Annotated in this window: 10 protein-coding genes; 6 read left to right on the forward strand and 4 right to left on the reverse strand. The window is 69.0% G+C overall.

The genetic code is table 11. The annotated features are described in order from the left end of the window. Positions 1–92: 92 nt before the first annotated feature. From ACFYM6_RS15975 to uxaC, 4 genes are all read right to left on the reverse strand, one after another. On the reverse strand, positions 93–1,043 hold the full coding sequence (locus ACFYM6_RS15975) for a hypothetical protein (RefSeq protein ID WP_387276043.1): 951 nt from the start codon (positions 1,041–1,043) through the stop codon (positions 93–95). A gap of 244 nt (positions 1,044–1,287) precedes the next feature. Continuing rightward, positions 1,288–2,790: a glycoside hydrolase family 28 protein gene (locus ACFYM6_RS15980; RefSeq protein ID WP_387276045.1), complete on the reverse strand. Its 1,503-nt coding sequence runs from the start codon at positions 2,788–2,790 to the stop codon at positions 1,288–1,290. A gap of 917 nt (positions 2,791–3,707) precedes the next feature. Continuing rightward, positions 3,708–5,393, reverse strand: coding sequence for a glycosyl hydrolase family 28-related protein (locus ACFYM6_RS15985; RefSeq protein WP_387276047.1), 1,686 nt, complete (start codon positions 5,391–5,393; stop codon positions 3,708–3,710). Between the two features lie 430 nt (positions 5,394–5,823). Continuing rightward, a complete protein-coding gene (gene uxaC / locus ACFYM6_RS15990) occupies positions 5,824–7,275 on the reverse strand; it encodes a glucuronate isomerase (protein WP_387276049.1) in 1,452 nt (483 codons plus the stop codon). 176 nt (positions 7,276–7,451) lie between these two features. Between uxaC and ACFYM6_RS15995 the strand changes: the two genes are divergently transcribed. The 6 genes from ACFYM6_RS15995 to ACFYM6_RS16020 all read left to right on the forward strand — a co-directional run bounded on the left by ACFYM6_RS15995 (position 7,452) and on the right by ACFYM6_RS16020 (position 13,290). Then, positions 7,452–8,441, forward strand: coding sequence for a LacI family DNA-binding transcriptional regulator (locus tag ACFYM6_RS15995; RefSeq protein WP_387276051.1), 990 nt, complete (start codon positions 7,452–7,454; stop codon positions 8,439–8,441). Positions 8,442–8,506: 65 nt separating this feature from the next. Next, on the forward strand, positions 8,507–9,727 hold the full coding sequence (locus ACFYM6_RS16000) for an ABC transporter substrate-binding protein (RefSeq protein WP_387276053.1): 1,221 nt from the start codon (positions 8,507–8,509) through the stop codon (positions 9,725–9,727). Beyond that, the gene (locus tag ACFYM6_RS16005; RefSeq protein WP_387276055.1) at positions 9,724–10,869 is read left to right on the forward strand and encodes an ABC transporter ATP-binding protein; all 1,146 of its coding nucleotides are present in this window, start codon (positions 9,724–9,726) and stop codon (positions 10,867–10,869) included. Before ACFYM6_RS16000 ends, ACFYM6_RS16005 begins: the two co-directional genes overlap by 4 nt. Further along, the gene (locus tag ACFYM6_RS16010; protein ID WP_387276057.1) at positions 10,866–11,792 is read left to right on the forward strand and encodes an ABC transporter permease; all 927 of its coding nucleotides are present in this window, start codon (positions 10,866–10,868) and stop codon (positions 11,790–11,792) included. Before ACFYM6_RS16005 ends, ACFYM6_RS16010 begins: the two co-directional genes overlap by 4 nt. Then, positions 11,789–12,679 carry an ABC transporter permease gene (locus ACFYM6_RS16015; protein ID WP_387276059.1) on the forward strand — a complete coding sequence of 297 codons (891 nt, stop codon included), beginning with the start codon at positions 11,789–11,791 and terminating at the stop codon, positions 12,677–12,679. The genes ACFYM6_RS16010 and ACFYM6_RS16015 overlap by 4 nt, the downstream gene beginning before the upstream one ends. Then, positions 12,676–13,290: a bifunctional 4-hydroxy-2-oxoglutarate aldolase/2-dehydro-3-deoxy-phosphogluconate aldolase gene (locus tag ACFYM6_RS16020; protein ID WP_387276061.1), complete on the forward strand. Its 615-nt coding sequence runs from the start codon at positions 12,676–12,678 to the stop codon at positions 13,288–13,290. The genes ACFYM6_RS16015 and ACFYM6_RS16020 overlap by 4 nt, the downstream gene beginning before the upstream one ends. The last annotated feature ends 43 nt before the right edge of the window (positions 13,291–13,333 follow it).

Genomic DNA, 13,333 nt, shown 5'->3' on the forward strand with positions numbered 1-13,333 from the left:
CCGAGGACCCCACGTCCACTTCCACCACTGTCCGGTCTGAACGCCTTCATCCGTGTCGCACCAATCAACACATTCGCGTTGCTGAGATCAGCTCAGTAGCCCTTCTTCCACGGTCGCCAGTTCCACATGTCCTCCTGGCCGTCAAGGGTCCCGCCGCCTGTGACCGCGATGTTCGTCTGGTTGAGCGCGTAGATCAGCGGAGAGAAGTTGTAGAAGTCGGTCCCCTCATAGCTGCTCAGGACGATCGGGTAGTACTTGTTGGTCTTGTTCCGCATGAACTTGACCACGGCACCGGTCTCGATCCGCAGGTTGACGTTGCTCAGGAGGGTTATCGCCCCCGAGTAGTAGGCGCCGTTGGCGTTGCGTGAACCCATGGCGGGGATGACGACGATACCGCCGCCGCTCTCGTGGCAGTCTCTGATCGCGGCATGAATCGCCTCGGTGTAATACCACACCTCCTGCGAGCTTGCGACCAACGGTGACGTCTTGTTCGCCGGGTTGTCGGCCTGATTTCCGACGTAGAATGTCTCGGTGGCGCGTCGCACCAGGCCGGCATACTTCGGGTCGGTGATGTCGCAATAGTTGTCTTTGAAGGTCGGCGTGTTGGCGTTGACCGTCTGGTCTATCTCGTTGTACTGGTCCTCGTTCCAGTACGCGCCGTCTCTTTTCTTGGCGTCCGGGTCGTAGATTGCCAACCGATAAGCGAATCGGTCCTCGCCGTTCTCGGCGGTAACCTGGAGCTGATCGCCGTCGGCAATAGCGCCCGACCGCTTCTCCTGATGATCTTTGTTCACCACGATGTGGCTTTGTCTCGACGTGTCCTTGGCGACGATCTGCGCCTTGAGCTGTTGAACGGTCACGCCGTTCCTGACAGTGATGGTCGAGGTCCCGACAGTTTTTATCATGCCGGATTCGTTCTGTTTGGCGACAACGACGGTCCCGGTGGAACGGAGTTCCGCCGTGCTCGCCTGAGATTCGACGGGATCTGCCCATGCCACGCGTGGCGCGCTTGCGACCACCAGCGCGGCCACCGCGACGAGCATGACCCGTCTCCTACCTCGCCTCTTCATCGGTATGACCTCCGGTGTGCGTGTCGTTACCGTTCATGTTTCGAGGAACAGCCGAACTGATGGCTGGCGCGTTCGTCCCGCGTCATCCAGTCGGCGCGGCCACCTCGCTGCGCCGGGCCCCAACAGGCCCGGCGAGCGCGACGGTCTCCGAAACCTTTCCGGAGCACCGTGGGACCGAGCACCGCAGGGCCGCTCTTCGGCTCGGGTCCGGGCCAGCTCAGATCACCAGCTCCACGCCGTTCTGGCGGACGTTCTTAAGGACGAGGTCGTCGACGTATTCGACGACGTTGGGCTGGCTGGTGGCGCCGAAGTCGATGTCGGTCAGGGTTATCCCCCTGATGTGGTCGTCCGCGTAGCCGCGGAGGTTCAGCGCCCGGGTCGCGCTCCCCACGATGACGTTGCGGACGTCGATGTCGCCGACGATCGGGTTGAAGCCATGGCCGGCACCCTCCTCATAGAAGAAGTTGATGTCAATCACGGATCCACCGACCTCCCCGATGGTCAGGTCACGGGCATGGAATGCCTCGATGAAGCCGCCGCGAACACTGTTGGTCTTGAACCGCAGCGCGATGTTGAGGTTGGGGCTGGACATCTCGCAGTCCCGGACGAATACGTTGCGGGCACCGCCGGACATTTCGCTGCCGATCGTCACGCCGCCGTGGCCGTCGCGCATCGTGCAGCCCTCGATGAGGATGTCCTCGCTCGGCACGTTGACGCGGCGACCGTCGGCGTTCCGCCCCGACTTGATCGCGATGCAGTCGTCTCCCGTGTCGAAGGTGCAGTCACGGATGACGACCATGCGGCTGGACTCCGGGTTGCAGCCGTCATTGTTCGGCCCGTGCGAGTTGACGGTTACACCCTGCACGAGCACGTTCTCGGACAGCACCGGATGTATCTCCCACATCGGTGACCCGACGATGGTGATTCCCTCGATGAGGACGTTGCGGCAGCGGTAAGGCTCGACGAAGGACGGCCGCAGGTAGCCGCCGTCGCCGAACACCCGTTGCTCGACGGGAACACCCTGCTCGGCCTGCGCGAACAGCGCATTCCTGGCCTCGGTCTGCCGCGGGTCACCCGGCTTCCAGCCGAACTTGGCCGCACCGCACCAGGGCCACCAGTTCTCCATGTCGGCCTGCCCATCGAGGACGCCGGAGCCGGTGACGGCGATGTTCTCCTGCTCGTACGCGTAGATCAGCGGCGAGTAGTTGTAGAGTTCAACCCCTTCGAACCGCGTGAGCACGGCGGGCAGATAGTCGGCGGGGCGCCGGCTGAAAAGCACCACCGCGTCGGCAGTGACGTGCAGGTCGACGTTGCTGAGCAGGTGGATCGGACCGGTCAGCCACCGACCGGCTGGCACGACCACGTGGCCGCCTCCTGCGGCGTGGCAGGTCTGGATGGCCCGCTTGAACGCTTCGGTGCAGTTGGTGACGCCGTCGCCGACGGCACCGAACTGCCGGATGTCGTACGAGCGGTCGAGGAAGTGGGGGCGGCGCACCTTGCCGCTGATGTACTCGGCCCGGGCCCACGGGTTGCCCGGCGGCAACGGGGACGCCGCGGCGCTGCCGGACTGCAGCGCATAGGCCGCCAGACCCATGGCGCCGATGCTGCGGAGAAACGTGCGGCGGCTCGGTTGGCTCGGCATGTGCAAGTCTCCTCGGTCGGTTGACAAGTGGATGGGTAAACCTTTTCCTTCGTTGGCGTCGTTTCCCTTACTCGGCAAGACCCTTCAAGAGCGGAGCGCTGCCCCGACGAGCTGCGGGGCTTCGGCAATTCACAACGCGGGCACAAGTCCCGCCCAGCGCACCACCCGGCATGGTGCCGGCAGCCTGGCCGCCCCCGTCGGTTGCCAGTGCTTTTCAGCCCGGGGCGGGCGCGCACGCCTAGCCGGTGCCCGGCTTCCGGCGCGATGGCGCAGGACGACACGTCGGGCAATCCTGCGAGCCAGAGTATCGAGCCATCGAAGCGAGTCGCTAGTATATGACCGGATGTGGCCAAATCCCTTCCTCTGGCCGGCTTCTCCGGCCATCCGCCACAGAACTGGCCCGTGTCGGCTCTCACGTCCGTTCCAGTTCCGCCGCGCAGCGGACGGCGTCCGAGGCGACCTGCAGCCCGGGAGGCAGGACGTGACACCGGCGGCTGCGATGCCCACCGCAGGCACCGCCGAGCGGGCCCCGGGCTCCGGGGCGACGGCGGTGAGTCCGGGGCCGCCGAGCAAAGTCGCCGGCTGAGGTTTCGTGGCGGGCTGAACGTCTCCTGCGTTGGAGTCCCTCTGGTCCGGCTCCCTGGCGCAGCCGCGGTACCGCGACGCCGCTGCCGTGGTTACTCGGCGTGGCCCGCAACGTGCTGCCCGAGCGCTATGGGGACGAGGTCCGGCAGGCCAGCCTCGCGTCCGAGTTGCGCGTCGCGGCCGACGGGGCGGCGGCGGACGTGACGCGGAGCGCGGGATCCAGGTGCGACGGTCCGGCCGAACACCGAATACAGCGGCACCGCGTACGAGCGCGGGAAGACCGCCTGCCACGAACTCGGGCACGTGCTCGGCCTGGGTCACAACACGTCACCCCAATAGCTGCGTGTACGCGTACCGCAGCTCGCGGCGGTATCCGAACACCGACGACTTCAACCTGTGCAGCTGCCGTATTAGCGCCGTCCGCGCTGCGCCACGTACAGGTCCTCGACCGACGGTGCTGACCCGTGGGCGGCGAGCAGCGATTCCAGGTCGCCGGAGAAATCACGGGACAACCCGCTGCTGGTGTTCTCGACGCCCTGCACGCCCACCGTGACGCTACGCGGCGCCACGTCGGCGATCGTGACCGCGTACTGGCGGCCGTTCGTGATGCGAACGTTCCAGTGCGTCATCCGCGCGCCGAAGAGGGGACCCGACGCGGCGGAGCCACCGACCCGCCCGTTGTTCTCGAGCGTGATGTTGGTCCGGACGTTCTCGAAGGGCATGGCCCGGTGGGAGTCGAAGGTCCCCTCGGCCATACGGCCGCCTCGGTAGACGTTTCCGGCCGACAGTCCCTCCAGGTTCAGCCCGTGATGGATGGCGTCGGAGGGAACGGGGACGGTGAACCGTTCGATCTCGAAGTCTTCCACCAGGTTGTCGTTGGACTGCATGCGGCAGGCGAAGCTGTGGTGGGCGGCGCGTCCGCCGACGGTGACTCCCGTGATGGTGATCGACTTGGCGGAGGTGAGTCCGAATCCGAGGTCGCAGTTCTCCACGCGGACGTCCCGCGCCCAGCAGTCATGGACCGCCTGGAAGCACACCCCGTTCGAGCCCGGATGCCTGTTGTGCGCGGTCTGCGGAACGAGTTCGTTCCTGATCGTGAGGTGCTCGACGCCGGCGTCGTGGACGGTGGGACCGATGGCGCGCAGCCGGGCCGGCCATCCGGGCCGAAGGTCGTACTTGAGTGGCTGGGCCAGCCGGACGGTCCGCTCGCCGAGCACCGCTTCGACCCGCACCGGCCACTGCAGCGTCGCGTACTGCACGTACTGCCCGCCGGATCCGGTGACGAGTTGGGGCGCCCCGCGTGGCCAGTCGTAGTCCCGGGTGCCGGGGACGTCGCCGGCGAGATGCTTCAGCAGGCTCGCGTCCGGCGGGTTCTGGCACTCCAGGACGACCACGTCTCCGGGAGTCAGCCGGCTCGTGCTGGACACCATGAGGGTCCGCTGACCGCGGGAGGCGACGCCGACCTCGGCGAGCATGTCACCGAGCAGCCACCCTTCGGTTCCTGCGTAGTCCTCGGCCTCCGAGCGGGCCCGGCGCTCGGGCGAGACGAACCAGATCTGGCCGCCGGTCCAGGACCAGCGGCTGTTTCCGTTGGGCTGGCGGTTCGGCCGGTAGCCGTCATCGAGGTGACGGGTGAAGTGCCGCACGGTGGAGTCGCTACCCGCCCCGCGCAGCACCACTGCGGACCAGTGCATCCAGACCGGCCCGGACAGCGTGTAGGTCCCCGGCGGCACGAGTACGACTCCCCCGCCGCGCTCGCCGGCGTGGCGTACGGCGGCGTTGAATGCCGCCGTGCAGTCCGTCCCGTCGGGGCGGGCGCCGAAGTCGGTGACCTTGGCGATGACCGGGGGCGTCGGTGGCCGCTCGCCGAGCCGGTAGCCGGCGGCGGACACGTCCGGCAGCAGCGGGTGGCAGCCGGGGGCGTCCCGCCACTGTTGCAGGAGTTCAATGGAGGCGTCCTTCGATGGCCCGGCGGTCTCCTCGGCCGCCGCCGGCGCCGGCCGAGCGGTGCCGGCGAGCGTCGTGGCGGCGGTGGCGGCTGCCCCCAGGCCGAACAGCCCTCGTCGCGTGATGGCGGGATGCGTGATCGGCGGCATGGCAGCTCCTCAGAACCCTGGTCGCGTACGGCAAAGGATTGCAATCGTTTGCGGTGCGAGGTTCACGACACCAAAGGGTTGGCCAGCGGTCAATGCGTAACGGGACTGAAACTTGTTTCAATATCGGTATTCCTCCGCCGTCGTCGGTCCACCCGCGGGCAGGAGTTGTTGGGGGGTGCAGGCGACAGCTCCGGACGGCAGCTGACGTCCGTCCCACCGTGGCCCCCGAATCCACGCCGGCCACCGGCATGTCACCCTCGGAGCGGCGAAACGGCGGTGGTGACGTTGCACGGCCGCAACGTCTGAGACTGCCGCCCGCGCCTCGCTCCCGTTGCCGCGAACCGGCCCGGCCCGGCCCGGCTCACCTGAATTGTCCGGGCCGGCCGGGCCGGGCCGCGTTGCGCGACTGTCAGGGCGCGGGGCAGTCCGGCTATTCCCCAGCAGCAGCGTGGGTGCCGGCTCGGCCGGCGGCGGGGGCGTACGCCTGTTGCGGCAGGCGGTATGCCAGGTCGATCGCGGTTTCCACGGCCTCGTCCTCCGACAGCCGGTGCTCCAGCACGAGCCGGGCCAGGTAGCCGGCGTCGATGCGGCGGGCGAGGTCGTGGCGGGCGGGGATCGAGAGGAACGCGCGGGTGTCGTCCACAAAGCCGGAGGTGTTGTAGAAGCCCGCGGTCTCGGTCACCAGTTCGCGGAAGCGGCGCATCCCGTCGGGGCTGTCCAGGAACCACCACGGCGCCCCGAGCCGCACGGAGGGGTACACGCCGGCGATCGGGGCGAGTTCGCGGGAGTAGACGGACTCGTCGACGGTGAACAGGATGAGCCGGAAGTTCGGGTCGCGCCCGAACGCGTTGAGCATCGGCCGCAGCGCGCGGGTGAACTCGGCGCTGACCGGGATGTCGAATCCCTTGTCGGCGCCGAAGGCGGTGTGGATGGCGGTGTCGTGGTCGCGGAGCACGCCGGGGTGGATCTGCATGACCAGGCCGTCGTCGCACGACATTCGCGCCATCTCGAACAGCATGTGACCGGCGAAGGCGGCCGCGTCGTCGTCGCGCACGCCGCCGTCGCGCGCGTCGGCGTAGATCCGCCTCGCGTCGGTCAGCGGCAGGGGCTCGGCGGCGGCGGTGAGGTGACCGTGGTCGGTGGCCCGCGCTCCGGCCTGCGCGAAGGCTTCGCGGCGGTTGCGCAGTGCGGCGAGGAAGCCGTCGTAGTCGCCGGTGTCCACTCCGGAGAGTTCCTGCAGCTGCTGGAGCCGCCGGGCCCAGCCGGTGGAGCCGACGTGGGTCAGGGCGTCCGGGCGGAACGTCGGTATCACCCGGGCGCCGAGGCCCGCCGCCGTCAGCCGGGCGTGGTCGTCGAGGGTGGAGGTGGCCGGGTCGGTGGTGGAGATCAGCTCGATGTTGAAGGTGTCGAGCAGCGCCTGGGGCCGGAAGCCGGGTTCGGCCAGGCGGGCCTCGATCAGGTCGTATAGCAGGTCGGCGGTGTCCGGGCCGGGAGCTATGTCGATCTTGAGGACCTCGACGATCTCGTGTTCGAGCCAGTAGCGGCTGGGTGTGCCGCGGAAGAGGTGCCAGTGGGCGCAGAAGCGCCGCCAGATCTGTCGAGGGTCGCTCTCGACCGCGCCCCCGTCGGCCCGGGGGACGCCGAGGCTCTCCAGCGGAACGCCCTGGGACACGAGCATCCGGGTCACGTAGTGGTCCGGCACCACCAGCAGCTGCGCCGGGTCGGCGAAAGGGTCGTCATCGGCGAAGACGGCCGCGTCGACGTGTCCGTGCATGCACAGCAGCGGCAGCGCCTGCGTCGCCTGGTAGATCCGGCGGGCGACGGTGCGGAGTTCGTCTCCGGCTGGCAGGGCTCGGTCGGGGTGCAGACGCAGCTGGGCCACGCAAATCTCCTTGCCGGCTAGGGCTGAACAACTCCTGCAAAGGATTGCATCGACCTCGCCCCACCTACAAGGGGAAGCTGGGTCCGTCTCCCGGAACATTCACGTAACCGAGTATTGACACAGAACTGCAATCGGTTTCAGACTGCGAGGCACGCCACGGAGCAGGGAGGTGAGCCGTGCGAGCGACGATCCGCGAGGTGGCCCGCGAGGCGGGCGTCTCGGCGTCGACGGTGTCGCGGGCGTTGTCGACGCCCGAGATGGTCAACGACGCCACCCGGGAGCGGGTCCTACGAGCAGCCGAACGACTGGGTTACGCGCCCAATCGGGCTGCCCGTGGTCTGATCACCGGCCGCACCGGCAACCTGGGACTGATCGTCCCAGACCTGACCAACCCGTTCTTCCCCAGCGTGGTCAAGGGGGTGCAGGCCAAGGCGCGGGAGGCGGACTACGCCGTCTTCCTCGCCGACACCGACGAGGACCCGGCCGCCGAGATCGGGCTGGTGCGGGTCCTCGCCAAGCAGGTGGACGGCCTCATCCTGTGCTCTCCGCGGGCCCGGGAGGAGGAGATCCACGAGCTGACCGAGCACACCACGCTCGTCATGGTCAACCGCCGCTTCGGCAACCTTCCGTCCGTCGTCTTCGACAACGCGGAGGGTGTGCGGCAGGCGATCGCCCATCTCCAGGCGCTCGGTCACCAGCGGGTCGCCTGGGTCGGCGGGCCGCGGACCTCGTGGTCCACCCGGGACCGGATGCGTGCCATGCGCGCCGCGACCGGCGCCGCCGGCATGGAACTGTACGTGGCCGGTCACTTCCCGCCCTACTTCGAGGGCGGGGTCGCGGCGGCCGACCTCGTCATCGCCTCCGGCGTCACGTCGGTCATCGCCTACAACGACGTCATGGCACTCGGTCTGCTCAGCCGGCTGCGGGACCGTGGCGTCGACGTGCCGCACGACATCAGCGTGATCGGCATCGACAACATCCAGATGTCGGCGATGTCCTCGCCGGCCCTCACCACCGTTTCGCTCGTCAAGGAACAGGCGGGCCGAGCCGCGGTCGACCTGTTGCTCGCCCTGCTGTTGCAGCCCGACAGCGTGCGCAACACGCGTCGGGAACTGCCCGCTCAACTTCTCGTGCGCGGCTCCACCGGGGTTGCGCGGACCACCTGACCACCACCTCCCCGACCGCCGGGCCACGGCCGCGACCTTCGGGGTGACCGAGGAAGGGATGTTTCATGGGTATCACCCGGCGCAGTGCCTTGATTGCCACCGCATCATCCGTGCTCACGTTCGCCGTCGGCTGCGGGGCGCCGAGCGGCCCCGGCTCGGGCAGCGGCGACAGCAGCGGGCCCGTGCCCGACAAGCCGAAGAAGGCCGTCACGCTCAATGTTCTGGACGTGGCGGGCAACCTGCAGCTGACGCAGGGGATGATCGACGAGTTCGTGCAGAAGAACCCCGACGTCATCTCGCGGGTCACCTACTCCAAGTCGCCTGCCCCGGAGCTGGCGGGCAAGATCAAGGCGCAGCAGAACGCCAACCGGGTCGACATCGGCCTGGTCCTGACCGGCGTCGACGGCCTCGCCGCCGGCATCGACCAGAACCTGTGGATGGACCTGCTGCCCACCTACGCGGACCGGTTGCCGGGGATGAACGACTACCAGGAACCGGCCGCCGCGATGCAGAAGTTGGCCGGCAACGTGGGCGTGACGGTCACCTACTACCCGTCCGGTCCCCTCCTGGAGTACCTGCCGGCGAAGGTGTCCAACCCGCCGACCAGCGCCGAGCAGCTCCTCGCGTTCGCGAAGGCGCACCCGGGCAAGGTCCAGTACGCCCGCCCGGCGAACTCCGGTCCGGCCCGAACCTTCCTGATGGGGCTGCCCTACATCCTCGGCGACAAGGACCCCAAGGACCCGGTGAACGGGTGGGACAAGACCTGGGCCTACCTCAAGGAGCTCAACCAGTACGTCGAGTACTACCCGAGCGGCACGACCGAGACGATGAAGAACCTCGCCAACGGGTCCGTCGAGGTGATCGCCTCGACCACCGGGTGGGACATCAACCCGCGGGTGCTCGGCACGGTGCCCAAGGAGGCGAAGGTCAGCTCGCTGCAGGGCTTCCACTGGGTGACCGACGCCCACTACGCCGTCGTCCCCAAGGGTGTCTCCACCGACACCCAGGCCGCCGTGCTGGCCCTGCTGAAGTTCATGCTCACCCCCGAGCAGCAGGCCAAGGCGTTCGACCAGGGCTACTTCTACCCGGGGCCGGCGGTGAAGGGCGTCGACCTGTCGATGGCGCCGCAGAAGAGCCAGGACGCCATCAAGGAGTTCGGCCGTCCGGAGTACGAGCAGCTCATCGCCAGCAACCCGACCGAGGTTCCGCTGGACGCGAAGGCGCTCGTCGCGGCGTTCGACCGCTGGGACCGCGAGATCGGCAGCGGAAAGGTGAAGCAGGGATGAGCACCGCGACCTCAGGCTTCTCCGAGCTGCGGCTGGACGGTGTGTCCCGCCGCTTCGGAAGCCAGGACGCGCTCAGCGACCTCGACCTGACCATCCGGGCGGGCGAGTTCATCGCCCTGCTCGGCCCCTCAGGCTGCGGCAAGTCCACCGCGTTGAACTGCCTCGCCGGGTTGCTGCCGCTGACCGCGGGCAGCATCTGGCAGGACGAGCGCCGGGTCGACACCCTGCCGCCGGAACGCCGCGGGTTCGGGATGGTGTTCCAGAGCTACGCGCTGTTCCCGCACATGTCCGTCCGCGGCAACATCGCCTTCGGGCTGCGGATGCGGCGGCTGCCGAAGGACGAGATCCGCCGGCGTACGGCAGAGGCGATCCGCCTCGTCCGCTTGGAGGAGCACGCCGACAAGCTGCCCGGTCAGCTCTCCGGCGGACAGCAGCAGCGGGTGGCGATCGCCCGCGCTGTCGTGCTCGAACCGTCGCTGGTGCTCATGGACGAGCCGCTGAGCAACCTGGACGCGAAGCTGCGCCTGGAGATGCGCACCGAGATCCGCCGGCTGCACCAGTCGCTGGGGCTGACCACCGTCTACGTGACGCACGACCAGGAGGAGGCGCTGTCACTGGCCGACCGCCTGGTCGTGCTCCGGGGTGGCCGGGTGCAGCAGATCGGGCCGCCCGAGCAGCTGCACACCCGACCGGGAAACTGGCACGTCGCGGACTTCATGGGCTACCGCAACCTGTGGCCGATGCGGGCCCAGTCCGTACGGAGCGGCCTGGTCACGGTGGAGGCCGACGGCCTGCGGCTGGTCGGCGACCCGGTCGGTGACATCTCGCCGGGTGACGCGGTGATCGCCGGGGTCCGCCCGGAGGACGTCCGGGTCGCCGAGCCGGGCGCGCCGGACGGCGTGCCCGCCGAGATCGAGGTGGTCGAGTACCAGGGCCGGGAACTCGCGGCCGAGGCCCGCACCGCCTCCGGCCTGCAGGTCCACGTCCGCACCGAGCAGCGCCTCGCCCCCGGCGACGCGGTCTCGTTGCGCGTGACACCGCACCGGCTGCTGGTCTTCCCGACCGACTCACCCGAGCAGCCCCCCACCGCCCCCGGTGACCCGGCGGACGCGGTGGTCGAGGAACCGAGGCTCGTCGGATGAGTGCCACGGCAACCCGCCCCGCGCCGCCCGCCGGTGCGCCGCAGTCTCCTCGGGCGCACTGGCGGCACCGCCTGGCCGAACGGGGCGTCGATGCGCAGTTGTGGCTGCTCGCGCCGGCAGTGCTCTTCGTCGTCCTGCTGTTCCTGTACCCGTTCTTCTACGGGCTCGGCCTGTCCTTCCAACCCACCGAGGGTGGCCCCTTCAGCGACTACGCACGCTTCTTCGGCGACGCCTACCAGCGGGACACCATGTGGATCACGCTGCGCCTCGCCCTGCCGGCAGCCCTGCTGAACGTGCTCGCCTCGGTGCCCATCGCCTACCGGATGCGGGGGCGGTTCCGAGGCAAACGGCTGGTCACCATCCTGCTGGTCGTACCCATCACGCTCGGGACCGTGCTGACCGCCCAGGGCCTGCTCAACTTCCTCGGTCCCACCGGCTGGTTCAACCGCGTGCTGCTCGCGCTGCACCTCACCGATGAGCCGGTACGGCTCGTGCACAACTACTGGGGTGTCTTCTTCTCCCTGGTCATCACCGGGTTCCCGTTCGCCTTCCTGCTCGTGCTCTCCTACCTCACCGGCATCGACCCGACGCTGGAGCGCGCGGCGGCCACGCTCGGCGCAGGTTGGTGGCGGCGGTTCCGCATGATCACCCTGCCGCTGCTGGCGCCGGGGCTCGCCACCACGTTCTGCCTGACGTTCGTGCTGGCCTTCAGCGTGTTCCCGTCCGCCGTGCTGGTCGGCAACCCGGCCGGTGAGACCCGGGTCATCTCCATCGCCGCGTACCAGGCGGCCTACGAGCAGTACGACTACCCGTACGCATCGGCGATCGCCATGATCATGGGCCTGATCGAGCTGGTCGTCATCTCGGTGGTGCTGCTGGCCCGCACGCGCCTCTACACCGGATCGACGGGAGGTAAGGGATGAGCACCGTCACCGGCATCCGCCGCGGCGACGCCATCGCCGGCAAGCCTCGGCCGCGACGGCGGATCGTCGCGCGCCCCGCCGCCTGGCTGGTCTGGGGTGTGGTGGTCTTCTTCTTCCTCAACCTGCTCGGTGTGGTCGGATCGGTCCTGGTCAGCTCCTTCGGCCAGCGCTGGTTCGACACCTGGCTCCCCGACGGCTACACCGCCAAGTGGTACGGGCAGGCGTGGCACGAGTTCGCGCTCTTCGACGTCATCGTGGTCACCCTGCAGGTCTCCCTGCTGGTCGTGGCGCTGTCGCTGGTGGTCGGGGTGCCGGCAGCGTACGTGCTGGCCCGCCGAAACTTCCCCGGCAAACGGCTGGCGTTGCTGGTCTTCCTGCTGCCGATCCTGATGCCGCCGATCACCTACGGCATTCCACTGGCGACGGTGCTCTACAAGTTCGGCCTGGCCGGTCACCTCTCCGGCGTCGTGCTGGCGAACCTCGTGCCGTCGGTGCCGTTCGTGATCCTCACGATGACGCCGTTCATCGAGCAGATCGACCCGCGGATCGAAAGTGCCGCCCGGATGTGCGGCGCCGGGCTGTGGTCGGTGTTCCTCCGGGTGCTGTCGCCGCTGCTGCTGCCCGGGATGCTCGCCTCGGCCATCCTCGTCCTGGTGCGCACCGTCGGCATGTTCGAGCTGACGTTCCTCACCGCCGGCCCGGACTCGCAGACCCTGGTGGTCGCCCTGTACTACTCCATGTCCGCGGCGGGTATCCGGGCGCAGCAGTCGGTGGACGCCATGGCCGTGATCTACACGTCCATGATGTTGGTGCTGCTCGTGGTCAGCCTGCGCTACGTCAACCCGACGCAGCTGGTCGCCCGGGTCAAGGAGGAGCCGGACTCGTGAGCGACCTGATCACGCTGCTGCGCGGGCAGCGGGTCCTGCCGGTGCTGCGGCTACCGACGGCGGCCGAGGCCACGGCCGCCACCGCCACCATGTTCGGTCACGGCCTGCGCGTGGTCGAGTTGACCGCGACGACCCCGAACTGGGCCAGCGCGGTGCGCGACGCGCGCCGCGGCGCGCCCGACGGCACGCTGGTCGGCCTCGGCACCGTCACCAGCGGGGCGCTGGCGGCGCAGGCGGTGGAGGCGGGCGCGCAGTTCCTGGTCAGCCCGTGGCCGGCGCCCGACGTGCGGGCGGTCGCGGCAAGCGCCGGGCTGCCGTTCCTGGAGGGCGCCTTCACTCCCGGCGAGGTGGCGGCCGCCGCCGCGCGGGGGCCGGTGAAGGTGTTCCCCGCCCATGTGAGTGGCCCGGCCTTCCTGGCCAGCCTGCGGCAGCTGCTTCCGGACGCGGACCTCATACCCACCGGTGGGGTCGCGCTCGAGGCGGTGCCGGACTGGCTACGGGCGGGTGCGTGTGCGGTCGGCGTCGGCAGCGACCTGCTGCGCCCGGGCGCGGCGGACCGGCTGCGGTCGCTGCTGGCAGCGTTCGAGGACGCGGGCGAGGAGACGCCATGAAGATCGTCGACGTCACCCTGAAGATCATCACCGATGAGGGTGC

The organism is Micromonospora sp. NPDC006431 (assembly GCF_042870725.1).
In the GTDB taxonomy this organism is placed as follows: domain Bacteria; phylum Actinomycetota; class Actinomycetes; order Mycobacteriales; family Micromonosporaceae; genus Micromonospora.